The sequence below is a fragment of the Dyella sp. Tek66A03 genome (assembly GCF_052567735.1).
This window is the reverse complement of sequence record NZ_CP199584.1, coordinates 2,687,966-2,712,907: the sequence shown is the minus strand read 5'-3', so window position 1 is coordinate 2,712,907 and position 24,942 is coordinate 2,687,966. Positions and strand designations below refer to the sequence as shown.

General features: G+C 60.1%; 20 protein-coding genes. 10 read left to right on the top strand and 10 right to left on the bottom strand.

The genetic code is table 11. The features are described from left to right. Positions 1 to 76: 76 nt before the first annotated feature. Positions 77 to 832: a molybdopterin-dependent oxidoreductase gene (locus tag ACT01B_RS11945; protein WP_445143479.1), complete on the bottom strand. Its 756-nt coding sequence runs from the start codon at positions 830 to 832 to the stop codon at positions 77 to 79. Then, on the bottom strand, positions 825 to 1,805 hold the full coding sequence (locus ACT01B_RS11940; RefSeq protein ID WP_445143478.1) for a cytochrome b/b6 domain-containing protein: 981 nt from the start codon (positions 1,803 to 1,805) through the stop codon (positions 825 to 827). Before ACT01B_RS11940 ends, ACT01B_RS11945 begins: the two co-directional genes overlap by 8 nt. A gap of 408 nt (positions 1,806 to 2,213) precedes the next feature. Here ACT01B_RS11940 and pgaA point away from each other — a divergent pair, with 408 nt between their 5' ends. The 6 genes from pgaA to ACT01B_RS11910 all read left to right on the top strand — a co-directional run bounded on the left by pgaA (position 2,214) and on the right by ACT01B_RS11910 (position 13,819). Continuing rightward, entirely contained in the window at positions 2,214 to 4,157 is a 1,944-nt protein-coding gene (pgaA, locus tag ACT01B_RS11935) for a poly-beta-1,6 N-acetyl-D-glucosamine export porin PgaA (RefSeq protein ID WP_445143477.1), read from the top strand. Further along, positions 4,145 to 5,704: a poly-beta-1,6-N-acetyl-D-glucosamine N-deacetylase PgaB gene (gene pgaB, locus ACT01B_RS11930; RefSeq protein WP_445143476.1), complete on the top strand. Its 1,560-nt coding sequence runs from the start codon at positions 4,145 to 4,147 to the stop codon at positions 5,702 to 5,704. Before pgaA ends, pgaB begins: the two co-directional genes overlap by 13 nt. Then, the gene (gene pgaC, locus ACT01B_RS11925) at positions 5,701 to 6,972 is read left to right on the top strand and encodes a poly-beta-1,6-N-acetyl-D-glucosamine synthase (protein ID WP_445143475.1); all 1,272 of its coding nucleotides are present in this window, start codon (positions 5,701 to 5,703) and stop codon (positions 6,970 to 6,972) included. The genes pgaB and pgaC overlap by 4 nt, the downstream gene beginning before the upstream one ends. Continuing rightward, positions 6,969 to 7,445: a poly-beta-1,6-N-acetyl-D-glucosamine biosynthesis protein PgaD gene (gene pgaD / locus ACT01B_RS11920; RefSeq protein WP_445143474.1), complete on the top strand. Its 477-nt coding sequence runs from the start codon at positions 6,969 to 6,971 to the stop codon at positions 7,443 to 7,445. The genes pgaC and pgaD overlap by 4 nt, the downstream gene beginning before the upstream one ends. A gap of 1,184 nt (positions 7,446 to 8,629) precedes the next feature. Next, positions 8,630 to 12,754: an autotransporter domain-containing protein gene (locus ACT01B_RS11915; protein ID WP_445143473.1), complete on the top strand. Its 4,125-nt coding sequence runs from the start codon at positions 8,630 to 8,632 to the stop codon at positions 12,752 to 12,754. A 309-nt stretch (positions 12,755 to 13,063) separates the two neighbouring features. Continuing rightward, the gene (locus ACT01B_RS11910) at positions 13,064 to 13,819 is read left to right on the top strand and encodes a response regulator transcription factor (RefSeq protein ID WP_445143472.1); all 756 of its coding nucleotides are present in this window, start codon (positions 13,064 to 13,066) and stop codon (positions 13,817 to 13,819) included. A gap of 193 nt (positions 13,820 to 14,012) precedes the next feature. Here the strand turns inward: ACT01B_RS11910 and ACT01B_RS11905 are convergent, their stop codons facing one another. The 3 genes from ACT01B_RS11905 to ACT01B_RS11895 all read right to left on the bottom strand — a co-directional run bounded on the left by ACT01B_RS11905 (position 14,013) and on the right by ACT01B_RS11895 (position 16,133). Beyond that, positions 14,013 to 15,245: an NRAMP family divalent metal transporter gene (locus ACT01B_RS11905; RefSeq protein ID WP_445147474.1), complete on the bottom strand. Its 1,233-nt coding sequence runs from the start codon at positions 15,243 to 15,245 to the stop codon at positions 14,013 to 14,015. An 80-nt stretch (positions 15,246 to 15,325) separates the two neighbouring features. Continuing rightward, complete coding sequence (locus tag ACT01B_RS11900; protein WP_445143471.1) at positions 15,326 to 15,454, bottom strand: hypothetical protein; 129 nt, start codon at positions 15,452 to 15,454, stop codon at positions 15,326 to 15,328. Then, positions 15,438 to 16,133 carry a PIG-L deacetylase family protein gene (locus ACT01B_RS11895; protein WP_445147473.1) on the bottom strand — a complete coding sequence of 232 codons (696 nt, stop codon included), beginning with the start codon at positions 16,131 to 16,133 and terminating at the stop codon, positions 15,438 to 15,440. The genes ACT01B_RS11900 and ACT01B_RS11895 overlap by 17 nt, the downstream gene beginning before the upstream one ends. Positions 16,134 to 16,668: 535 nt before the next feature. Here ACT01B_RS11895 and ACT01B_RS11890 point away from each other — a divergent pair. After that, positions 16,669 to 17,508, top strand: coding sequence for a hypothetical protein (locus tag ACT01B_RS11890; RefSeq protein WP_445143470.1), 840 nt, complete (start codon positions 16,669 to 16,671; stop codon positions 17,506 to 17,508). Between the two features lie 43 nt (positions 17,509 to 17,551). Here ACT01B_RS11890 and ACT01B_RS11885 read toward each other — a convergent pair whose 3' ends face one another. From ACT01B_RS11885 to ACT01B_RS11875, 3 genes are all read right to left on the bottom strand, one after another. Then, positions 17,552 to 18,163, bottom strand: coding sequence for a GIY-YIG nuclease family protein (locus ACT01B_RS11885; RefSeq protein WP_445143469.1), 612 nt, complete (start codon positions 18,161 to 18,163; stop codon positions 17,552 to 17,554). Positions 18,164 to 18,305: 142 nt separating this feature from the next. Next, positions 18,306 to 18,824, bottom strand: coding sequence for a hypothetical protein (locus tag ACT01B_RS11880; RefSeq protein ID WP_445143468.1), 519 nt, complete (start codon positions 18,822 to 18,824; stop codon positions 18,306 to 18,308). 92 nt (positions 18,825 to 18,916) lie between these two features. Next, a complete protein-coding gene (locus ACT01B_RS11875; RefSeq protein ID WP_445143467.1) occupies positions 18,917 to 19,666 on the bottom strand; it encodes a response regulator transcription factor in 750 nt (249 codons plus the stop codon). Positions 19,667 to 19,895: 229 nt separating this feature from the next. Here ACT01B_RS11875 and ACT01B_RS11870 point away from each other — a divergent pair, with 229 nt between their 5' ends. From ACT01B_RS11870 to ACT01B_RS11860, 3 genes are all read left to right on the top strand, one after another. Beyond that, positions 19,896 to 20,240 (top strand): glycine zipper 2TM domain-containing protein, encoded by a 345-nt coding sequence (locus ACT01B_RS11870; protein WP_445143466.1) that lies wholly within the window; start codon positions 19,896 to 19,898, stop codon positions 20,238 to 20,240. Positions 20,241 to 20,449: 209 nt separating this feature from the next. Then, the gene (locus ACT01B_RS11865) at positions 20,450 to 20,797 is read left to right on the top strand and encodes a PRC-barrel domain-containing protein (RefSeq protein WP_445143465.1); all 348 of its coding nucleotides are present in this window, start codon (positions 20,450 to 20,452) and stop codon (positions 20,795 to 20,797) included. A 143-nt stretch (positions 20,798 to 20,940) separates the two neighbouring features. Continuing rightward, a complete protein-coding gene (locus ACT01B_RS11860; RefSeq protein WP_445143464.1) occupies positions 20,941 to 21,327 on the top strand; it encodes a hypothetical protein in 387 nt (128 codons plus the stop codon). 263 nt (positions 21,328 to 21,590) lie between these two features. Here ACT01B_RS11860 and ACT01B_RS11855 read toward each other — a convergent pair whose 3' ends face one another. Together ACT01B_RS11855 and ACT01B_RS11850 are read right to left on the bottom strand one after the other, a co-directional pair. Next, a complete protein-coding gene (locus tag ACT01B_RS11855) occupies positions 21,591 to 22,643 on the bottom strand; it encodes a DNA topoisomerase IB (RefSeq protein ID WP_445143463.1) in 1,053 nt (350 codons plus the stop codon). Between the two features lie 69 nt (positions 22,644 to 22,712). After that, positions 22,713 to 24,755, bottom strand: coding sequence for a PAS domain S-box protein (locus ACT01B_RS11850; protein WP_445143462.1), 2,043 nt, complete (start codon positions 24,753 to 24,755; stop codon positions 22,713 to 22,715). Positions 24,756 to 24,942 lie beyond the last annotated feature (187 nt).

The following is a 24,942-nucleotide window of genomic DNA, read 5'->3' as shown; positions in this document are numbered from 1 at the left end:
GCGATCCGAACTTGTCCATGCGCAATGGACAAGTTCGGATCGGACCATTTTGCAGGGTCAGCTTGCCGACCTCGGATCAGATGCCGGCATACCACTCGTAGCCCTGGTCTTCCCAATAGCCACCTTTGCCGTCACCAATGTTCTTGAAAGAGCTCACCAGCTCGATGCGGCTGATGTACTTGGCCTGTTTGTATCCAAGCTGTCGGCCAAGGCGCAGGCGCAATGGCGCGCCGTTCGGTATCGGTAACGGTTGGTTGTTCAATGCGAAGGCCAGCAAAGTCTGTGGATGTCTCGCTTCGCGGATGTCCACGCTCTCGTAATAGGGCGTATCCACGTCCATTTCGTCGAAGCAATGGAAGACGACGAATTCTGCCTGAGGGCTTACGCCCACATGGTCGAGCACGGCCGAGAGCAAGGTGCCTCGCCACTTGCCGATGGCGCTCCAGCCCTCCACGCAATCGTGCCTAGTGATCTGCGTGCGGTCGTCCAGCCTTTTTAGCTCGTCGATCGATAGCATCGCCGATCGGCTGACCAGCCCGTCGACTTGTAATTGGTAATCGCGAAACTGGTTCGCCATCAATGCCTGATAGGCGGGCGTGCCGGGCATGGTCGTGCCATTGGGATGAAACACCGAGGAGATCTCGGCTTCGGAATATTCTTTTGCCATGGCGCTGGAAGGTGACAGCAGCGCCTGCACGCGACGATTCAATCCTTCGGCACTGCCCAATACCCTGGTTCCCCAGCCGCTCTGGGAAATACGGTCGCAGCCGGCGAGGGCGATCCCCGCTGCACCCATGACGGCCATGCGCAGAAACGATCGGCGATCACTCATGGCGGGGTTCCTCCACGATGGGCGTTTGTTCGGCGATGACACGGTCGGGAGCGACTTCAGCAGGCGGCACCGGATCGGACATGACATCGGCGGGCGCCCCTGGCTCGGGCGTGACTGAATCGACTTTGTAGTATCCAGTAATCATTCCGCGCAGCTGATTGAAGACTCCGCTTATCAATACTTCGAAGAGGTGAATCAACACGAAGGCGACAAACGCCCAGGCGATGATGAAATGAATCGACCTTGCCGACTGGCGTCCACCCACGGCTTCCACCAAGGGCGATAGTACGGCATCCAAGCGCGGTGACATCGCCAGACCCATCAGTACTATGCCGACGCCGAAGATGAAAATCACGGTCAGGTAGGCGAGCCGTTGCAGGATGTTATAGCGCAGCGCCTCGTCTCCATGGGGATGCTTGAAACGGAGGTGATCGAGGATGGAGCGGCCAATCCCACGCCAATCAGCGCGCGTCGGCCACATATCGCGTTGCAGATGCTTTTTGGCGAACGAGTAGCTGATATAGCAAAGGCCGTTGAGCACAAACACCCATGCAAAGAAGAAGTGCCAACGCCGGCCCATGGCCAGCCAAGCAGCGCTAGGAACCGTGAGCCAGGATGGAAAGCCGCGCGCCACCGGTGTGCCATCGCTACCTTTGGAAACGCCGAGTACGCCGGTGGTGGTGAATTGATGCTGGCCGATGCGCGCGGTGCCGATCAGATTTCCCGCTGCATCCTCTTGCGCATCCAGGGCTAGCCATTCCTTGCCCTGATCGGATCGATTGCCCCAATAAAGATTCGGATGCGCGTTGAAGATCTGCAGGCCGCTGAACAGCATCAGCGTCAGTGCGATCACGTTGATCCAGTGCATGATCCGGATCGGCAGCGTATGACGATAAATCAGCCGCGAAGATGTCGTCGAAGGCCTGGGTGTTACGGAAATGCTGCCGGTTTCGACGGCGCTTTGGGCGTTCATGGCGGTGCACTCCGGAGTAGCGGTGACAGGCCAGTGTCAACACAGTGTACTCGCGACAAGTTTCTCGGGGTACTTGGCTACCCACTTGGCTCGCGACATTGTGGATTGCCATCCTTGTTCAACGATTTGTGGTGCTTGGCTTCTGCGTCAGCCTGATCGTGGCCATGGCCGGCTGGTGGATATTTCATACGAACTCATCAAGCGCGTTGTCGTTTACAGCCGCGACCTCGAAATCTTTGGGGTCCCGATCGCCACTCAGGCAGACCTCCACGGCTGCCAGAAAGGATGGCCATGGGCCGTCTGCGAAGGGCTGATCGGTCCCATGGACAATTTCACGTCCCGTTGAATTCAAGGGGCGCGAAATAGCAAATCATGCCTCTCAAACCTCGGACATGCGCACTGATCGCTATGCTCAATTTGCTGTGTTCGATGCATGCATTCGCTGATGACCGGAGTGATGAAGAACTCCAGCGGATCAACGATAGTCTGCGCATTCTCGAGCGCTATCCCAATAACCCGCAAGCTCGCGAAGACATCATCAAGGCCATGCAGGAACTTGGATTGTTCGAGCAAACAATCCCACTGCTTCCTTTAGGGAAGCCACAAACAGATCGTCAGCTTGAGGGCGATCTGATCGCACTCCAGATTCGCAACGGCATCATCGATCGGGACACTCTGTGTGGGTCACATCGCTTTGACCGCCTGGACGCGGCCATCGCCGCCACTGATCTCCTCGGCAGACAATTCCTGGATGGGCGCGCGCCAGGCCAGGATGACCCGCGTCGCCTTAGCGACCGCATCGTGGCGTTGGCTGCCAGGCGTCGCTATGCGGAGGCCATTCAACTGTATGAAGCCATGAAACAACGTGGCCTGGATGTTCCAGCCTATGCGCTTCGTAACGTCGCTGGAAGTTATCTTGACCAGCGGAAGGCCTCCGCGGCGGTAGATCTCTATCGGCAGGCCCTGGTTCAGTCGCCTGACGATTTCGACGCTCACGTGGGGCTTTTCTATGCGCTGTCTGACATGGGCGACTACCCGGAGGCCACTCGCTCCATTGATGCTTACGCCGCCGCGCTCCCGCTTCGTCGACACCTGGACAACAAGTACAACGGCGAGCGGCTGAGCGCGGACGTCCTGGCGGATCGCGCGCGCATCTATTCTGACCAGCTTGATGAAGCGCAGCGTCGTCTTTCCTATCGACTCTCTCAGTCCCCTTACAACATGGAGGTCCGCCAGGCGATGGCGAGTTTGGCGCTCACGCGAGGTTGGCCGCGGACCGCTCTACAAATGGAGGCAGGTGTGACGATGACGGCGCCCTGCGACGCCAGTGCTTTTGCTGATTTGAGCGAAACCGCATTGACGGCGCAAGACTGGACACAGGGGCGCGCTGCGTTGCGCACGGCCGAGGCATTGGACCGCGACAACGCCGCGGTGCGGCGCGCTGAGACTTCGATGGATCTACACGACCGTTTTGAACTTTCCACCGACGTCAATTTCCAGCATTCACCTACGAACAGCTCGAATGCGTCTAGCTATTTCGGAAACGATGATTGGAATGCCAATACCATTCTGTACAGCCCACCGCTGGACGATCGCTGGCGTTTGTTCTTACACAATTACACTGCGCTGGCCGATTTCTCGGGGTCATGGACTCGCTGGGTCCGAGATGGCGCAGGGGTCGATTGGCGCTTGCTCAACTGGCATCTGGCCGCTGAGGTCAATGGAGGCAATGTGGGGGGCGCCGGCGGGATCGTATCGGTCGGCTGGGCTCCGAATGATCATTGGACCTTTGATGCCGAGGGTGCGTATCGAACCAACGAGATTCCTCTAAAAGCGGTGCACGATGGCATATACGCCAACGATGCGACGTTGGGTGCCGAATGGCGGCTCAATGAGTCTCTCGGCATTTCCGCGAGGGCGACGCGAGCCCATTTCACCGACGGCAATCAACGCACGGCGTTATCCGTGCAGTGGGCACAACGCTGGGTCAGCAACGATCGATGGCATATAGAGACACTGCTGGGAACGAGCGGCTCCAGCAATTCGCTTAGTGAACCAGTCAACTACTTCAATCCGCGTCGAGACCATGAGGTGATGCTGACGGGCATTGGCGATTACGTCACCTGGAGGAATTACGACTACCTCTTCACGCAGAGGCTTGAAGCCGGCGTTGGTCGCTATGGGCAGCAGGGCTATCCCGCAGGGGACATCACTTACTTGCGCTACGCCCATGCGTGGCAACTGGGTCGCGCTATCGAGTGGCACTACGGCATCGCCGTATTGAGGCGTCCTTACGACGGCGTGCGTGAAACACAGATTCGCGCGGACATGCATCTGTTATGGCGATTCTGATACGCCAGATTTTCTCGTGCATGCTTGCGGCTGCCCTCTGCCAGCCGCTCGTGGCGGGCGAGCCGGGAGACTTCGTTGCCTTGTGCTATCACGAGGTAACCGGTGATCGCCCGGAGGCCTATTCACCGACGGCCATCAGCACTCGCGAGCTGGCTGCCGAGTTCGCCTGGCTGCAGGCCAATGGCTACCATCCGGTGAGTGTTGACGCGATCCTGGCGGCGCGGCGCGGTGGCCCACCGTTGCCCGATCAGGCCATCTTGCTCACTTTCGACGACGGCCTGGCCAGTGTCTATACCCGCGCCTTTCCGTTGCTGAGGCTGTTCAAGTACCCCGCGGTCGTTGCCCCGGTCGGAGCGTGGATGGACCTGCGCCCGGATGAAAAGGTGAGCTATGGCGATCGCCAGGTATCCCGGTCGGAATTCGCGACATGGGATCAACTGAGGGAAATGCAGCAGTCCGGTCTGGTCGAGATCGCCACGCACACGTACCAACTCCACCTCGGTCTCGTCGGCAATCCCATGGGTAGCCTGGAACCGGCTGCCGTCACGCGCATCTACGCTGGGGGACACTACGAGACCGATGACAGCTACGAGCAACGACTGCGCGAAGATCTGAGCAAGGCGCGCGAGCAGATCAAGGCCCATACAGGACGCGCCCCTCGGATCGTTGTCTGGCCCTACGGGCGAAGCAACCGCACATCGCAGGACATCGCCGCGAGTCTGGCCATGCCGGTCGGGTTTACGCTCGAGGATGGTGCCAACAGTCCCTCGGAGTCGCTGGCGACCATACGCCGCTACCTCATACAAAACCCCAGTACGCCGACGAATCTCGCTGAAGTGCTGCGCCATACGTGGCCGCCACCCCCGCGCCGGGCCCTGCGCATCGCCCCCGGTCATTGGCCTGCCGACAGTGAAAATCAACTTTCCGTGGTCGTGGACGGCATCGATGCCATCGACCCGAACATGATCTTTCTCAGTCCGAACGAAGCAGGCGCCTCAGGGCAGTTGGCCCTGTTTCCCACGACTCGTTTGCCGGTAAAGCACGACTCGCTAAATCGCATCAGTTGGCAGATCGAGTCCCGAGGCGGCGCGGCCGTTTATGTTGAGATACCAGAGGATTGGCTCGACACGCCGATGTTGGTGGCCGATCTGGCGCGGCACGTCAGTTTTAGTGGCTTAAGCGTACCCGCACGACCGAGAAGCGCCCAAGCGGAAGCCATGCGTCACGCGGCAGAACGCTGGCGATGGCCGATGCATCTGGTGTACGCGATGAAGTCCCTTCCCGATGCCGACATATGGGGCCAGCTTCCGGCCGGAGATTGGATCCGGTTGCCTGCGCGTAGCGACATCCTCGCGCGACTTCCCAGCGCTGCCAGGGGCCATGTGATCCTGGAGTTCGAACCCATGGAATCGCCATCCTCCACCATCAGCCGGATGCGGGCTCTGGCGGCCGAGGGATTCGGAGACTTCGCCATTGATGGCGCACCTCAGGATATTTCAGTTGGCGTGAGGCAGGCATTTTCACTACGAGACGAGCCGCAACCATGAACGGGTTCAGCCATGCCTGGATGGTGGCCGTTCACATCGCGATGGCCTATCTCCTCATTTACCCATTAACCATGTCCTGCATCTGGATCCTTGGCGCCTGCATTTTCTATTTGCGCAACGAAGTACGCCCTCATCGCATCGTCAGCCAACCACCCGTGCTGGCGGACTATCCGTTTGTGGCCGTCCTCGTTCCGTGCCACAACGAGGAGCACAACATCGAGGAAACGATCGGCTCACTCATGGCGCTCGTTTATCCCGAATTTGAAGTCATTGCCATCAATGATGGAAGCACCGATCGCACGGCTGAAATACTTGATGCCTTGGCCATGCAGTATCCGAAACTCAGAGTCATCCATCAGCTTAAGAACCAGGGGAAGGCGGTTGGGCTGAACACCGCGGCCTTGCTCACGCGGGCAGACATCTTGCTGGGTATCGATGGCGATGCCTGCCTCGATCCTTGGGCCGTACATTGGCTCGTTCGACATTTTGAACGTCCCTATGTCGCGGCAGTCACGGGCAATCCGCGTATGCGCAATCGATCCACCCTGCTGGGGCGAATTCAGATAGGCGAGTTTTCCTCCATGGTAGGCATGATCAAGCGCGCGCAGCGTGCAAAAAGTGCCATGTTTACGGTTTCGGGAGTCGTGACCGCGTTTCGCCGCAGCGCTTTGCATGAGGTAGGGTACTGGACGCCTCATCGACTGACCGAGGACGTCGATATTTCCTGGAAGCTCCAGGTGACGGGATGGGAAATTCGCTTTGAGCCACGCGCACTGTGCTGGATTCTGATGCCTGAGACGCTTCGCGGCTTATGGAGACAGCGGTTACGATGGGCCATGGGCGGCGCCCAAGTAATGTTTGGTCACTGGCGGCAAGTCCTTACATGGCGATCTGCCCATCTCTGGCTTCTTTATATCGAGTACTTCCTGGGGCTCACCTGGGCCTGGTTATTGGCCCTACTGCTTGGTTATCGCACGGTTGATCTCATCGCTACCCGGATTGACCTGGGAAGCGCCCAAGTGCTTTTGCCAGGACAGCTGGGTCTCGTCTTGACCTCGATTTGCCTGGCACAGGTCCTGCTCGGTTTCTTTCTTGATCGTCCCTACGACCGGGACCTTCTGCGGAACTATGTCTGGGCCATTTGGTATCCGGCCATCTTCTGGATGCTCAATGCTGCAGCTACCGTGGCAGCGATCCCCACGTCGATCTGGAGGGGGGGAAGCGAGCGGGCTCGCTGGCACAGTCCCGATCGAGGGGTGGGCGGGTGAACGTTCGACCACTCATTATTGAGAGGCCCGAGTCCACCTCACGGGTCAAGCGGCTACTCGCAGTCTTGCTAACGATGATCGGTTGGCTTCTCTTGTTGCTCACTTGGGTACCTTTGCTGCGCAATTTGCTCGCGTCAGCCGGATATCACGTTGCTGTACCTGTCATGAGACGAGGCGCGATTCTCAGCGCCTTTCCTATCGCCAGCCGCGCTGGCCTGGCCATGATCTTGATTTCCGCGCTGATCATCATTGCTCGGCAACTGTGGGAGATGTTCGGACCCACAAAGAAAATTTCCGAACAACGTTCAAAGCCACTCGATATGAGTCAGCTGGCAACCAAGGCTTCGATGACCGAAGACTGTCTGCGGAATTGGCAGGCGGAAAAAGTGCTGTATGTTGCGCATGATGATCATGGCGAAATCGTTCGAATCCTCAGTGCCCCTCCTTCAGATAGTGAGTCCTCATCCCCGTAGGCTGGACTGAACAAGATTCGATGGCGCGTTTGGAAGAGGATCTCGGGTCGCGATCATCATTACGAACATGAGTTCGGCGACATGGAGTGCTCGCCATGGCTCAGGACCTCGGCTGGCCATGGCGGGGAGTGCCCCGGCCATGGCCATGGTTGCCGCAAGCGCACTTGCGTTCAGTGAATGATTCAATGGCGGGGGCCAGCTCCGCCCCTATTCTGGTTTTTCGCTTGCACTCGCGGGCGAGGAATACGCGTCTATTTCAGACGGGCGTTCTGAGGATACAACGCGTCGAGGGCTTCCTTGTCCACCACGACTTTGAATGCGTGCGCATCCTTGCGCGCTTCGGCACGCTGGGCGGCAGGGCGCGTGCGTTGTCACCAGGAATCCGCTATTCCAGACAAACGTCGGGAAGACATACTTGAAGCGGTGCGACTGGCTATCGCAATGATCTACATTGGCTAACGTAGATGTACATGGCAGCGCTTTCACTTGGCTCTCACAAAATATCTCGCTGCATTCCGTAGTTCTACGGAAGACGAAAAAGGTTGCCTCGTGATATTCATGCACCCGCGCTTTTTCGTGCAGGGTGGTGCAGCGTTTTCCGAGATCGAAGCTTCGCGACGTTCTTTAATCGCTGGTTGTGGTCATTGCCGTTGACTTTCTATCGAAGGTAAGCGGCGAGTTGCGCGTGCACATCGTTAGCGGGTGCGTGGCTTGCGTCCGGATGCTGGCAACGTAGCCGGTTGGGACGCATTGGTTGGCTGATTCGGCGACCAAGCTTGCCCGTTCCCTGCAGCCGAGCGCTGTGCTGTCGCTGAAGGCGTTTTCCCAGACGTTCCATGCGGGTGTCTATCCATCGCCAAGTACGACGGCTGTGACTTGTATGCAAATTCGGATCGAGTGAATCCCGAAGTTTGTAGCCACACTGAAAGTTGGCATTGGCTTCGCTGCACATTCCCCGAGCGAAGCATCCGATCCGGCATGGCCGTGTACGTGCCGGCAACGGCGCCAGCAATATTGCGGCGTCGAGGGCTTGCGTAAGAAAGGGAGGCTGCGTCATGCGGACAACCACAGCAGGGCAGGGAGCGGAGGGGCTTTTGCGCCATCGAGTGGCGTCACTTGGATGGCCGCGGCATACGACGCTCTACCGACTGATGATGCTAAATGTCCTTTGGATGACAGCGCTATTGCCATTGCCACTGCGTGCCCAAGTCGTGGACTTTCAGCCCGACCTGTCGGGCAACGGGACCGTCAACACGCCCGCCAATGGCTCCACCATCGTCGGGATCGACGCGACCGGCACGCAGAGCTTCAGCAGCAGTTTCTCGGGAACGATCAATATCAATCCCACCAACAGCGCCCTGGCAAAGGCCGGTAGCGGCATATTCACGATTAGCGGTGCGACGATCACTGGCGGCGAATTTCACATACTCGATGGTGCCGTCGCGCAGACCAGCGGCACGACCAATGTAACCTTTCTCTCGGTAGGCAGCGGTAGTAATCCTTTTACGGGGAATGCGCCTTCGGTTGGCGCCCTCAATGTCAGCGGCGGGACACTGGCCGTGGGTACGACTTTTCAGGTTGGCGACTTCGGCGGCATCGGGACGGTGAACCAGTCCGGCGGCAACGTGATGATGGGCGGGAATGGCAACGCCGCATCGCTCAATATCGGCAATCAGGGCGGCCAGGGTACCTACAATCTTTCCGGCGGCACGCTGTCCTTCGACGGCACCGGTACCACCAACTTCATCGTGATCGGTCGTAACGGCGCGAGCTCGAGCGCTTCTGCCCAGCGCTCCAGTACGGGCGTCCTGAACCTGAGCGGCAGCGGCAGCATGGTGCTGACTAACGCGACACTGTTCATCGGCAGCAATGGCTCGGCCACGGATCCCAGCGTCACGCCAGGCAGCGGTACGATCAACCAGACCGGCGGGACGCTCACCATCGATGGCGGCTCCCGCCTGTTCCTGGCCGCCACCGGCAACGGGACCTACAACCTCAACGGCGGCACGCTGCAAATCGGCGGCAGCTCGCTAAACGGGGACTTCAACAACACGGGCGGAACCTATGTATTCAACCTCGGTGGCGGCACGATTCAGGCGATCGGTTCGGCATTGAACGGAACCGTCAACGCGACTCTCGTCGCAGGAACCACATCGACGATTGACACCAACGGCCTTGGTGTGAACTGGTCCGGCGTGTTGTCAGGCGGAGGTGCGCTTGCCAAGACCGGCGCCGGCACACTGGCGCTGAGCGCAGTCGATACGTTCACCGGCGAGACGGATGTGAATGGGGGCGTATTGGCATTGGTAGGGTCAGGCAGCGTTGCCTCCTCCAGTCGCGTGGTCGCCAACGGCACGTTCGATATTTCCGCGGTCGATCCGGTGGCAAACATCACCAGTCTGGCAGGAAGCGGTGTGGTCAACCTCGGCGCAAACACACTGAACGTGACCGCCGCCAACGACACGTTTAGCGGCGCATTGACTGGCACGGGTGCGCTGGCGATGGCGGGCGGCAGCGAGACGCTTTCGGGCAACAGCAGCACCTTCGCCGGTCCGGTCCAGGTCAACGGTGGCACCTTGTGGGTTAACGGCCCGCTTGGTACGGCAAGCACTGCGACCACCGTGGCCAGTGGTGCTCAGCTTGGCGGCAATGGAACGCTAGGCGGCAATGTCGCGGTGGCTAGCGGCGGTATCCTCGCGCCGGGTCCCGCCACGCAACAGGTCGGCACGCTTGCGATCAATGGAGACCTTGCCCTGAGTAGCGGCTCGATCCTCAATTACGATTTTGGGCAAGCGAGCAACGGCGGTTCCCACTTCAATGACCTTGTGACGGTGGGTGGCAATTTGACCTTGGGGGGCACACTCAACGTCGCCGAGGCGGCGGGTCACGAGTTTGAAAGCGGCGTCTATCGCATCATCGACTACAGCGGATCGCTGACGAATCTGGGCTTGAGGCTGGGCACCGCGCCGGTCACGGGACTATCCGTGCAGACGGCCGTACCCAACGAGGTCAACCTGGTATACCCGCCGAGCGCGGAAGCGCCGACCTTGCCGGGGTTGGTCTTCTGGAACGGGGCGGCAAGCGCTGCCAGCGACGGCGTGATTCATGGCGGAGCCGGCTCGTGGCAGAGTTCTGCCGGCAACCACAACTGGACCGACGAGAATGCCAGTGCGAACACGCCGTTCGTCGACGGTTCGTTTGCGGTCTTTACGAGTACGCCGGGCCATGTGACCGTCGACAACAGTCTCGGCGCCGTGAGCGCGTACGGCATGCAGTTCGCTGTCGATGGATACCAGGTTTCGGGCGATCCGCTTACCTTGGTTGGCACGCAGGCACTGATACGCGTGGGCGATGGCTCGCAAGATAGCCTCGGCTTCACCGCCACCATCAGCGCGCCACTGGCTGGCGGCGCCATGCTAGTCAAGGACGATGCGGGAACCCTGGTGTTGTCGGGCAGCAATACCTATACCGGCGGAACCCGTATCGAGGGGGGAACAGTGCGGGTGTCCTCGGATGGCAATCTCGGCGATGCTTCGGGGGCTCTAACCCTGGCAGGTGGCGTGCTGGAGAACACCGCGAGCTTCAGTTCGGCGCGCAACGTGTCGGTGGAGAACACGGGCGGGATCGCTACCGACACGGGTACCCAGCTGACCCTATCGGGCCCGTTGGGCGGCAGCGGTACCTTGACCAAGTACGGCACCGGCACGCTCGCACTCACTGGCAATGGCACGTTCAGCGGGCAGGCGCAGATCACGGCTGGCACCTTGTCGGTGGACGGAAGCGTACCCGGTGCGACCGTAACCATGGCCAGCGGCACCACGCTGATCGGCAACGGCACGATGGGCGCCACCACGATGCAGTCCGGCTCGACGATCGCTCCGGGTCATTCGATCGGTACGCTGACGGTGCAGGGCAACTATGTGCAGAACGCCGGCGCGATCTACCAGGTACAACTCGACCCTGCCTCTACCCAGTCTGATCTCATCCACGCAAGCGGCACGGCGACGCTGGCCCCTGGTGCGGTCCTGCAGGTTTCGCCCATCGTGAATACGCCGTACTCGCTGGGCACTCGCTACACCGTGCTCGACGCCGATGGCGGGCTCACTGGCAGCTTCGGTATCAGCGGCGACACCGCGGTCTCCCCGTTCGCAACACTGCAGGCCAGCTATGACGCCAACCACGCCTACCTGCAGGTCAATCAGACACGCTCGCTGAGCGATGCCGCCTGTCGGCGTAATCCCCACGCCGCTGCGGTCGGGTTGCAATCGGCGGGCGGCAACAATGCCGCGCTCACGGCCATCGTGATGGATTCGCAAAGCGATGCTGACGCCTGCCATGACCTGGGTGAGCTTTCCGGCGAAGCCTACGCCTCGGTACGCGGCGCCTTCATCGACGACAGCCGTTTCCTTCGTGAGGCGGTGAGCTACCGCATGCACGGCGATAGCGACTCCCTGTCCCCGACGACCGACGGCAACGCGGGCGCCAATGGCCTTTGGGGCCATGCATTTGGTTCCTGGGGTGATTACAACAGCCATAACGACACCGCCACCTTCGATCGCGACATCGGCGGCTTCTTCATGGGCGCCGATCGCGAACTCGGCGCGGCATGGCGGCTGGGCGTCGTGGGTGGCTATAGCCACACCACGTTCAACGTCGACAGCCTCAACTCGTCCGGTTCCAGCGACGACTATCACGTGGGTCTCTATACGGGCAACGACCAGGGGCAGTGGCGTTTCAACGGCGGCGTGGCCTACACCTGGCACGACGTAACCATGACGCGACATCCGTCGTACGCCGGCTACCAGGCGACGCTGTCCTCTGACTATAAAGCAGGTACCACGCAGGGCTGGGGCGAGATCGCCTATGACATGCAAGGTCACGACGCAGACCTGCTGCCGTTCCTCAACGCCGCCTATGTCCGGCTACGCTCGAATGGCTTCCAGGAACAGGGTGACCCTGCCACCGCGCTGTCTGGCCATGGCGACAGCAACAGCAACACCTTCACCACCCTGGGCACCCGGCTCATCGTGCCGCTGAACTTCACCGGGCATGCTTCGCTGGAATTGCGCGCCAGCGTGGGTTGGCGGCACACCTTTGGGCAACTTACGCCATCGGCTGCGTTGAGCTTCACGGGCGGAACGCCGTTCGGCGTCGTGGGGGCATCACTGGATAGGGACGCACTGGCTGCGGATGTCGGACTCGGTGGCAATCTCGCACGCGATATCGATGCCGGCATCACTTACTCCGGACTGATTGGCAGCAATAGCAGCGATCATGGGGTCAAGGCCTATTTGCGCTGGCAGTTCTAGATGCCAGCGCCCCCGTCGGGCAACGATGAGCAAGGTCAGAGGCTCAACTAAGAGGGGTGGCAACCTTCCGATCGTCTCAGGGTTGGGGCGACGCGTGCCGCAGCATGCACCGCCGAGCATGCGGGGGCCTCTGGACAAATCTCCGACCTGCCCACGGCGAGGGGTCCGTCGGGGAGCCACGTATTGCATTGGCGCATTTGTCCACGTCGCCCTCAATGCAATCTAAATGTTACTCGGTAGTTTCACATCCATCTCACGGCATGAATCGTTTGCTCAAGGCCTCAGTAACCCTTGGGCTGGAGAACGGCCATGCGTACCCATAATCAACAATCCGGCCTCATTCTTCTGGTTGACGACGATCGCACAGTCGCCGAAATGGCCGGCGAGTTCCTCGACCATCGGGGGTATTCGGTGGACTACGCCGCCGACGGCGTTACCGGCCTTCATCTGGCGGTGACGAATAGCTATGACGCGCTGGTTTTCGACGTCACTTTGCCCGGCATGGATGGCTTGGATGTCTGTAGAAAGCTGCGCCGCGATGCAAAGAACTCGACGCCCGTCCTGCTGCTGACCGGCAAGGGTTCGCTGGAAGACAAGGTGTCCGGCCTTGAGGCTGGCGCGGACGATTATCTGGTCAAGCCTTTCGCTCTGCGCGAACTTGAGGCGCGTTTGCGTGCACTGATCCGGCGCGATCGGCAGCAAGTGTCGACCCAGGTACTACAGGTGGAGGACCTGGCGCTTGACACGGCGACGTTGCGCTTGACGAGAGCAGGCCGGGAGCTGATCGTCTCCCCGATCGGTCTGAAATTGCTCGCGATCCTTATGCGGGAGTCGCCGCGCGTGGTTACTCGTCGCGCTCTGGAGAGGGAGATCTGGGGCGACGCGTTGCCGGATTCCGACACGCTTCGTTCCCACCTCTACAATCTCCGCCGTGTGATGGACAAGCCGTTCGAGCGGCCCTTGCTGCACACCATTCATTCGTCCGGCTACCGGCTTGGAGATATCGGGCCGCTGGCGCCGTCTTATTCGGAAGTTCAGACGAATGTTGCGCATAGCCACCCGTAGTTCCGTGCAGACGATTTAATCGTGTCTCGGGTAGGGAGCCGGATCGCGGCTATCGCCGTTTGAACGCCACCTTGTGAACCAGGCGCCGTCAATGCCGCCACATGGACGGCCCGACTCATGCTGGGGGTTGCCGATGGATGAATGCGGTTGCAAGGTCCCCTTGGTTCGTCCGGCGCAGCGGGCAGCGAACGGCTCATCCCTTGCCCCAGGTGACGAACATGACGACGGCAGCCACAGCCATGACGGCTGTCGCCAGCCATGCCAAGCCCCATAACCAGCCGCCGATGACGAATTTCCCCATCGCTGCCTGATTTCGCGCGAGCAGCAAGATGACCACCATCATGGGTACGGCCGCTACGCCGTTGATCACCGCACTCCAAAAAAGTGCCTTGATCGGGTCGATGGGCGTCAGGTTCAACAAGGATCCAAGCGTCATGGCGCCGATCAGGACACCGTAGAACCATCGAGCCTCGCGTGGTTTTCGTTCCAGGCCGTAGGGTTGCTTCCATGCACCCGCCGTCGCGTAGGCCGTAGCGCCGGCGAGCACTGGGAGCGCTAGCAGGCCGGTGCCGATGATGCCTGCAGCGAACAACCAGAAAGCAAAACGGCCGGCGACAGGTTTCAATGCCGCTGCCGCTTCCGCCGAGGATTGGATCTCGGTTTTTCCGTGAGCATGCAGCACCGCAGCGGCGGTCAGGATGATGAAATAGGCCACGATATTGGAAAACACCATGCCACTTGTCGTGTCGATCTGAATCCGTTTCAGGGCATCGGGTGCCTGGGCGGGGGCGTGTTTGAGTGGCTCGCGTTCGTCGCTCTGCTTTACCTCTTCCACCTCCTGTGCGGCTTGCCAACAAAACAGGTAGGGACTGATGGTCGTTCCGAGAATGGCGACAATGGCGATGGCGAATTGGCTGCTCGGATGAATACTCGGAAGAATGGTCTGCTTGAGCACTTCGGCCCAGGGAATCTTGACCACGAATATCGTGGCCACGTAGGCGAACAGGCTAAGCGTCAATACTTTTAAAAATGCCGAGTAGCGTGAGAACGGGATGAAAACCTGCAGCGCCAGTGAAAGCACGGCAAACCCCATCGCATAAGCCAGTGCCGGGCCGCCGATAAGCAGTTGCAGCGCCGCGCCCATGGCCGCGATATCAGCCCCAAGGTTGATGACATTGGCTACCAGAAGAAGCAGCACCAATCCTTGTACGAGCGCTTTCGGGTAGTACCGGAGCATATTGTCGGCCAGTCCTCTGCCGGTGACGCGACCAATGCGTGCGCTCACCATCTGAATGGCGATCATCAAGGGCATGGCCAACAGCATCGTCCACAGCGTGGCGTAGCCGAAGCGCGCACCCACCTGGGAATAAGTGGCAATGCCGCTCGGATCATCGTCGGCGGCTCCCGTGACCAGGCCTGCGCCCATGCGCCGCCACCATGGAAGGGCGTCAGACTTGGATGTCGCATCTTCTGGTACGGGCGGGGGCAGTGCTTCTACGGAGACGTTCATGGCTGCACTTGTGCGTACGTCATCTTGGCTTTGGCCTTCGCATAGGCGCTCATGCGTACATTCCATGGATCGGCATGGGCGAGGTGTAGCGCCTTGAGAAAGTGGTGATCATAGTGTGGGTTCAAGGAGCACCTCGTAATCGGCATTGGCATGGCTAAGCAATTGCTCGGTGAGCACGGTGCCGATCGTGCTGTCATGGACGACCCGTCCGAGCTGGCTGGCATGAGCCTGAATCGCCTGCCGTTTGATGTGGGAGTGCGCGGCGACGTCGACGCGACAACCCTTGAGACGGCCGCCGAATTGCCCTGCCTCCAGCAGCCAGCTCCATACCGGATAGGTACGCAACTGCGCGTCGCGGACCGTTTCCAGTGCGCGTCGAACCAGCCGATACGCAGCTTGATAGTCGCCGTGTGGATCGGTCCACGCCGTGACCAAGGTAAGTGCGGGGGCCAGTTCGAGCGCACAGCCGCTTATGCGATTTAGCGCAGCCTGGGTTTGCGCGGCATTGAGTGTTTCCAGCGCGCCGTCGGGCAATCCAAGAAAGGCGAGTTGCTCTTCATGCAGGCCAAGGCATGCGGCCGCCGCGCGTGCTTCGTCCCGGCGTACGCTGGCGAGCCGTGCGGGAGGATGGGTGAGCGAGCCAGGATGTGAGGCCTCACCGTCGGTGAGGAAGAGGATACGAATCCTGCGATTGCGGTGCGACGCCCAGGACAGCAGGCCGCCGCAACCGAGTGCCTCTTCGTCTGGATGAGGCGCAACGATCAGCAGACTACATTCGCCGAGAGCGATGTCGGCGGAGAGCACTGGCAAGTCGCGTACTGTTTCAGCAAATGAGCGTTCGCCATTCATGGGGACCCTTGGAGCAAGCCCAATCCTTCGGCCTGCAAGTGATTGCCATCAACCTCACCTTGGATGAATCCATCGGCGATTGACTTTGCCCTCGACGATGCGGCGAAGCTTGCTTGACGATGCACGGAGCTTCGTCAATACGTAGTGATCCCATAGTGTTCGAACCGTCGTCATGCAGTGCGGCTCAAGATGATCACGACGTCGAGCACAAAACATCACATACGAATAACGCCGTCGACCTCAGCTTATCGAGGCAGGCCTTGGTCACTCTTGGCGTTCAAGGAGAAACCGTAATGTCAGACCGCGTAGAAATTTCTCAAAGGGGCGAGCCGATTCGCGCGCACGAAAGAGAGCGTGGCGGTATCGGCTATGTATTGCTTTGGATCTTGGGTGTGCCAATTCCCGTGCTCATCCTCATCGCACTGCTACGAGGTTGTGCCTGACTATTCTTTCAAGGTGCATCGCTCATCAAACGCCGGAGGGTGACGTCATGGCACAGGTTATTAGTACTTCAGGACTGGCTGAAGGCAGTCCCAGCTATCCCCGAATGAACTGGGGGGCTATTTTTGCCGGCTGGTTCGTCGCGACCGGCGTTGCGGGCCTTCTCTACGTCGCCGGCCTGGCGCTCGGATTTGCGGCGTTCAACTCGCATGATGTCGCTACGGTGGCCAAGGGTATCGGTATCGGCACCGCCGTATGGGTCGTGGTCAGTTGGGCCGCCGGCCTCTTTGTGGGCGGCATGTTCGCCAGTTGGTTTGACGGCAATGGCGATGAAACCATGGGCGCCATGCATGGCATCGCCGTGTGGGGAGTGTCCCTTACGGCGACCGCCCTTTGGCTAGCTTTAGGTATGGGTGCTGCGCTTCATCACGACAAGCCGGGCACCGCTAGGGCGAGCACGCCATCCCCTATGGCGACCGCCTCGGGTGACGACGCGGTACTCATGCTGCGCGCGAATGTGCACCGCTTGATCAACAGCGCGCCGGCAGGCGCCGTCGAGCCATCGGTAGACGATGCCGTGGTCGGATCGCTGCTGGCGGGGCACGGTGGTACGGCCAAGGCGCTCCTGCTCGCCTACACCACCAATAGTCCCGAAGCCATCGACCTGGCCATGAACCGTTGGTCGGGGCTGGTCGACGCTGCCCAAACGGAATTGAGAGTGAAGGCTGCGCATGCGGCGCACTACTTGTCGATGGCGGGCTGGATCACGTTCCTGAGCGGAGTACTGGCGCTGATTGCGGCTTCGATAGGGGGATGGTTGGGTGGTGGCAACGTGCATAGGGTTTACCACCTGCGTCGTTACCCAGGGCGACCATTCGCTATCGAGTAAGGCGATCGTCATAAGGACGCGCCGGGTTTCGAAGGGTCAAGGATTAGGTATCCCACGCTTCGTACCAGTCCTTGACCGCTGGCGGCACCCAGCGCCAAGGCTCTAAACCCGTCGCGATGCAAGCCGACAAGGTGTCGCGCAGCGCACGGGAAGGCCCCAAGCACCACAATTCGCGTGGCACGTTATGCGTCTGATATTCGATCTGGTCCAGCATGCCAAGAGACCAATCGTGGAGTAAGTCTGCGCGTTGGAGGAAGTAGCTGTAGAGCCATTGGTCGAGCGCGAATAGTGCGTGGCCGCCAGCCGTCGACGCCTGTTGCATGAGCGCCGTTGCCTCCTCGTATGCGCCCCTGTGCCACTCGGTGTAGCCACCCGCCGCACGCGCCACCACCAAGGGCGGCAGGCTGCGCTGCTCGACCAGGGTGCGAAGCAGATGTCGTTCAACGGTTCTGGCTTGGCCGAGTCGATCCAGTTCGAGCAACCAGCCTCTGTGCAAGTCAAACAGGTCGAAATAGCGCCTGTGAAAACTACGCATCCGCTTCAAGGGCGTTTGCGTCAGTCCAATCTTAAGCAGATCTTCATGCCGGCAAGGAAGCAGGTAGACATAGGTCCTGGAACCAGACGTTGCGCAGCGGGAAGGTAGCTCATCAATCATGCTGGGAAGGTGCAGTGGCCATGGCAGCAACGAAGTGTCGGGCCCTACAGTCTCAATCCGTAAGAGGATCGAACCCAGCCGCCTTGCGGAAGCACGGTATCCGTAAAGCGCGAAAGGTTAGCCAACTGCACCGGGTGCGCGGCTACTTGGCCCTTGCTTCGGTGGCGCTCGCAATATCGTCCGCGTAGTTGTCTTTGAACACGTTCTTGGCGATATCGCGTTGCTTGCCATCTTCGGTATGCACGGAGATAAGAATATTTCCCTCGCGAATCTTCGCGTCGTAACGCTTTGCCTCGAACTCCGGGATACCCATGCCCACCAAAGCGCCAATGATGCCACCGGCGGCAGTGCCGACCGCCGCAGCGCTGAGCGCCGTCATGATCGGACCTGCCGCGATGAAGGGGCCAATGCCCGGGATGGCCAGCACGCCGATGCCGGCAAGCCAGCCCAGGGCTGCGCCTACCCCGAGTCCAGCGATGCCGCCCGCGGTAGCGCCCTCGGGCGCCTTGGTATTGTGCTCGTGGGCGAAGTCCATGGTGCCGCGTTTGTCGGGAAGCAAGACGGAGACATCATTATTCGTGAAACCGCTCTGCTTCAGCTGAAGCACAATGCTTTCCGCCTGCTCGACGGTTTTGGCGGTGCAGTAAACAGAAGCGTTCATGCGGAGGTCCTCATGGAGTGATGGCGAGCGACCCGGACATCAAAGGCGATCTTGGCCAGCCGCCGAAGCGAATGCATGGGTTAACAGTCAGATCAGCGGGCGACCGAGCCGCTCGCCATGGATGGCGCCAGCACATCGTCCTGCGGCACATCACCCAATCGATACCCGGCAGAGTGAATGGTATGCAGAAGTGGGTAACCGAACGGCTTGTCGACGATGCGACGCAAGTTATAGAGATGCGATCGCAGCGTGTCTGAGTCTGGCAGGGTGTCACCCCATATCTCGCGCTCGATGTCCTGGCGACTGACGACGCGGGGCGATTCCCGCATCAGGATGGCGAGCACTTTCAAGCCGATGGGAGACACCACCAATTCGCGTCCCGCGCGCTCAAGGCGGAGTGTCGCGGTGTCTAGCGTCAGGTCGCCGACGCTTAGCGTCCGGGTAGAAACCTGATGTCGGTCTCGACGAATCAATGCTCGCAAGCGTGCTTCGAGTTCGCGTAATTCAAACGGCTTGACGAGGTAGTCGTCGGCGCCGGCCTCGAGACCGACGAGCTTGTCGTCCAGAGTATCGCGACCGGTAAGCATGAGAATAGGCGTCGACTTCTTTGCTTCGCGTCGCAGGTTTCTGCAGACGTCGAGTCCGTCCATGCCGGGAAGTGTCAGGTCGATCACGACCGCGTTGTAGCTATTGGCGACGGCCAGGTGCAGGCCGCTCAAGCCGTCTGCGGCATAGTCTATCGAATAGCCGCGACGCTCAAGAAACTCGCCCACCATCTCGGCAATCTCACGATTGTCTTCGATCATCAGGATCACTGCGGATTGCGGAACGCGGCTTCGCATGGCCAACCTCCAAACACCTATAGAAACTTTGCGGAGGAGAGAAGACGACTCGCGTAGTGAGATAGATGTGAATCTGAATTCTGGTATTTAGATTGGGTTGGATCTTCTCGGCTGGCCGAGTTGTAGACGCTCGTCAAGCCAAACGAATCCTGAGCGCCAGGGTGAAAGTTAACCTTCCTGTCACGAGGTGGCGCGTACTCCAAAAGCCAAGGTTTGGCAGGAGGTATTTATGAAAAGGCTGGCGATCGCAGTAGCCGTGGCACTGATGACAACAGGCCACGTGGCGTCGGTAAAGGCGCAGAACGACACAGGCCATCACACGCATGTGGTGTGCGAAGACGTGCAAGTCAAGCACGTTAATTCAAGCGATACCCATCGCGTTGCCGGCACGGCTATCGGCGCCGTAGCCGGTGGCGTGTTGGGAAATCAGGTGGGCGGTGGTAGGGGCAAGACCCTGGCCACGGTTGGCGGTGCAGTGGCGGGCGGTGTAGTGGGAAATCAGGTGCAGAAGAGTCATCAGAACAACAACGCAACCTACACAACAGAGCGTCGCTGCCATGACGTCAACGATTGATGTGACAGTGCGGGCTGTACTTGACCGTATGCATGTTTGCTCGTGACGAGGCCGATGTGTTGCGTCACGGTTCGGTGATTTTTTTTTAAAGACGGAAGGGTTTTATTCGTCACTTCTACAAGTCATCGGTATCACGACGGCAAGAGCAATCTGCCGTGGATCGCCGAGCAGCTGGCATCGGCGGCGCTTTTGATTGAGGAAATCATTCCATGACCATGACTACCGCTCCCCAATACCTATCGGCATCGACCTTGACCGGCGACTCGGTGAAGAACCTGCAGGGCGAATCGCTGGGCGACCTGAAGGACATCATGATTGACACGACTACCGGCTCCATCGCCTATGGCGTGTTGTCGTTCGGTGGCCTGCTCGGCATGGGCGAGAAGCTATTCGCCGTTCCCTGGAGTGCCATCGAGGTCGACGGTCAGAACAAGCAGCTACTGCTTGATGTGGCGAAGGACCGTCTGAAGGACGCACCGGGGTTTGATAAGGATCACTGGCCCAACTTTGCGGATACGACCTTCGCGACCCAGGTGCGGGACTACTACATCCGCTGACTGGTTCGGCAGCGTTATGGGCCGTCACCGTATCGATAGGGTCACGGCCCATAACAGCGAGTGCCAGGGGTACTCGATCTGTGTGAAGCGATGCGCCGGCCCGTTCAAGGGCCGAATCCTAGGGCATGCCGGGAGGGGTCGTGATGACCGATAACGAAATGGCTTCTGCCTGGCCCCTTTGCGTGCCACAAGTGGACGACGTTTTTCCATCGAAGACGGGTGGGATCTTTGCCGGGGCCATCGATATGGCACTTGCCCCGATGCCTTCGGCGCGATCGCGCACGGTGCTGAAGCGGACGCCGCCAGATCGGCTCCAGATCGAACGCGCGCTCGGCCGTATCGAGGAATCCATTCCCGCATTAATGGGCCAGGGCGAGGACCAGGCAGGCTTTTGGTTGGCGCTTTCAGAGTTGGTATTCGAATCTCTGGGACGTGCGAGACCGGCGGACGATGAGTGGATTACGGCGCGCCTGGGGGCGATTCTGGAGATGCACGGCATACGTTTGCGGCAGGCACCGTTGGGCGCGTAGCGGCGACGACGATGCCGAGACTGGAAAATATCGGCGCGTCGTTCAACGATGGGTCGAGCAGGAACGAACTGGCGGGAGCCACCAAGCGGCATATGCACGACTAAGGCAATGGCAATGGCAATGGCAACAAGAAGTAGATTCAAGATGCATGGGTAGCCCTCGGGTGGGGCTGCCTGCACGAGTCCGTTGGCCATGATTCCCGTGCGACGGCAGGTGAGGGCTGCACCGAGCCGGGGTCGTGGCCGACGACCAAGCTCTATGGGTCACCTGGCGGCCTTGTGGCGCTGAAGAAAACGCAAGGCCGCTCGCTCCAGTTGACGAGGATTCCTTGCCGTCGTGCGCGACACTGCCTTCTGCAAACTGCCATCCAGCCACCCGGTAAATGCGGCGGGATGAATATAGGAAGCTCGGCAGACCGCCGGCGTATTCCTGAGTAAGGTTGAAACTTTCTGGACGACATCGGCGATCTGGGCACGCACGGCGTGGTCGTCGGCGGTCTTGGAGCGGCGAGTGCACGCCAGCAGGGCGAGCGCGGCGGTGGTGCCCTTCCATGTCCTGAAATCTTTGGCGGTAAAGTCGCCACCGCTTGCTTCGTGTATGTATTGGTTGACCATGGCCGAGTCGATAGGGCGATGGGCGCCAAGTTCATCGACATACTGGAACAAGCGCTGTCCTGGAAGTTGGTGCAGGCGGCGCACCAGTCGGGTCAACCGTTGGTTGTCCAGGGCGATTCGGCTTGGCTTGCCGCTCTTCGCCCGAAACGAAAAGTACAGCCGCCCAGGTTCGAATTGGATGTGTCTATTGCGCAAGGTGGTCAAGCCGTAGCTGCCGTTTTCTGAGGCATAAGCTTCGTTGCCGATGCGGATCAGCGTCTCATCCAGCAGACGAACCAGCAGGGCGAGGACTTTGTCCTGGGGCATGCCCGGAAGCGTCAGGTCTCTTCGCGCGCGCCGTCGAAGTCTAGGCAAGGCGGAGCCGAACTCGGTGATATGTGAGAATTTCCCTCTATCGCGCAACTGACGCCAGCGCGGATGGTAGCGATACTGCTTTCGCCCCTTGGCATCGCGCCCGGTGGCTTGGAGATGGCCTCGCGCATCCGCGCAGATCCACACGTCGTTATAGGCCGGCGGTATGGCCAGCGAGCGAATTCGCGCAAGCGTCTTTTCCTGCCGCACCGGCTTACCCTTGGCGTCGCGATACACAAAGCCCTTGCCGCGTCGGTGTCGACGAATGCCTGGCAGGCTGTCGCTGGTGTAGATCAGGCCTCGTACCGCAGAAGCCGAAGCCGGGTGCGCCGATCCGACATTTGCAGTCATGGGAAAAAACGACGTGGGGTACGGACCGGGTGTCCGGGTGCACGCACGCGCGCGGCAAAACCTGCGGGCCTAATGCGCTGTATCAAGCAGCACGTGGATCTTGGCGAGCAGGGCCCCCATATCGAACGGCTTCAACAGGGTTTCCGCGGCATTGTCCAGACTTTGGCGGGCAAGTAATTCCGCATCTGCATATCCGGTCATCAAGATGACGGGGAGCGAGGGAAATATCAGCCGTGCCTCACGGCATAACTCGTAACCGTCCAATCCGGGCAGATCGATATCCGATAGCAGCAGATCCAGCGCATGGCAGGTCGAGAGCGTCAGCAAGGCATCGCGGCCCGAGGGCGACTCGTAGACCTGACAGTCGAGCTGGCGCAGTCGCGCGGCGATCGTCCGTCGAATGATGTCGTCGTTCTCCACGACCAGCATGCGGATACCGGCAAGGTCTGGTACGGGAACCACATGGCCATCGCGATCGTCCTCCGCCGTCGCGACGCCGCATGGAAGGAACAGCCGTACGGCGGTCCCGTGGCCGAGTTCGCTCTGGATATCGATCGCGCCTCCGTACTGGGTCACGAGGTCATGCACCATGGCCAGTCCAAGACCGGTACCGTGCCCCTTCGGTTTGGTCGTAAAGAAGGGCTCCAGTGCATGCAGGCGCACATGTTCGCTCATGCCCGGGCCGTCGTCGGATACGGCGATTTCAGCATAGGCGTCAACCTTTCGCCCCACCGTCACGGCACGTTCGACCAGTGTTTCACTCGTACAAAGCACGCTTGAAATCCTGAGTACTCCACGTCCGGACATGGCATCGCGGGCGTTAATCGCCAAATTGAGCAGGGCGGCTTCGAGTTGACCGCCGTCACAGGGTACGGGCGGCACGTCTTGAGCCACCGCCACCTCGAGCTGGATGCCGTCGCCTAGCACGCGTGGAAGCAGTTCGCGCAGCGATGACAGAACCTGGCTGACCGAGGCACCATGGCTCGCCGGGGCCTGCCGTCGCACCAGCCCGAGCAGGCGCTGGGTAAGTCCACCGGCGCGTACGGCTGCATCGAGGGCCGTTTCCACGCAAGGCTGGGCCCGGTCCGCCGCGCCGCGTTCCATATGAAACGAGGCCATTTCCAGGGAGCTCACAATGCCCTGCAGGCTATTGTTGAAGTCATGGGCAATGCCGCCAGCGAGTTGGCCTACGGCTTCGATCTTTTGACCGTGGTGGATTTTTTCGTGCGCTTCGCGCAGGCGCTGCTCCAGCGTTCGGCGGCTGGAGATGTCACGCAGGACCAGGGCGAAGCCGAGCAGGGATCCATCGCAATGATGGACGGCGTCGACGACCAGCTCGGCGGGAAAGTCCCGGCCGTCAGAGCGCATCATCATGCATTCCACTTCAATGCGCCCGGCCTCGGCCGAACGAGCCAGGAGTCGAGGCAACATGCCGCGCGCGCGATTACCCTGATCGAAGAGCAGCTGGCAGGATTTGCCGCAAACGTCCCGAGACTGAAAACCGGTCATCCGCTGCGCGCCACTATTCCAATCGATAATCAGACCATCCGGATCGATCAGGCAGATGGCAGCGTCGGCCACACCGCTGGCAAACAAGCGAAAGCGCCGCTCGCTTTCGCGTAATCGCTCTTCGGCCTGGCGTCGCTGGGTTTTGTCGCAGGCGATCAGTACGAAACCGATCACGACCCCGTCATCACCGACCATGGAGTCGACGGAAACATGGGCGACGAAAGCTTCGCTGCCCCGGCGCAGCATGTTCGCTTCCCCCTGTACGCGGCGGCGTGCCCTCACCGTCTTCAGGGCTTCTCTCAACAGACAACGGTTTGCCCGGTCACGGACAAACAGCGACAGCACGTGTCGGCCCAGCATTTCGTCGGGGCGGTGTGTGCTGAACAGCTCGCCTTCTATATTGCAGGCCGTAATGCGCCCTCTGCGATCCAGTGCAAACACCGCGCAGTCCGTCGAAAGCGAGCCCGACGGTCTCGGTCCCTGCTCAAAGGCGGCCCGTGCGGCTGGATCCGGCGAACCTTCTGCTTCGGCCCCATCCGCGCGGAGGACGTGGATGGATGCCTCGCCATCCAGGACGCGCGCACGATCCGCAGGCCTACTCATGAGATGGCTTTCGGATTGAATCGAGGGCTGACGATGACCGGTGAACCACTTAGCATCTCCCGAGTTATACCCTCGAAGATCTGCGCAATAGTGTATGCGGGATGTGTCAATGGCGTTTATATAAGGTGTATGACCTCAGTCTTCATGCGCGGTCGGCTCATCTTCGCCGTGCGTTGTTGTGTCTGTA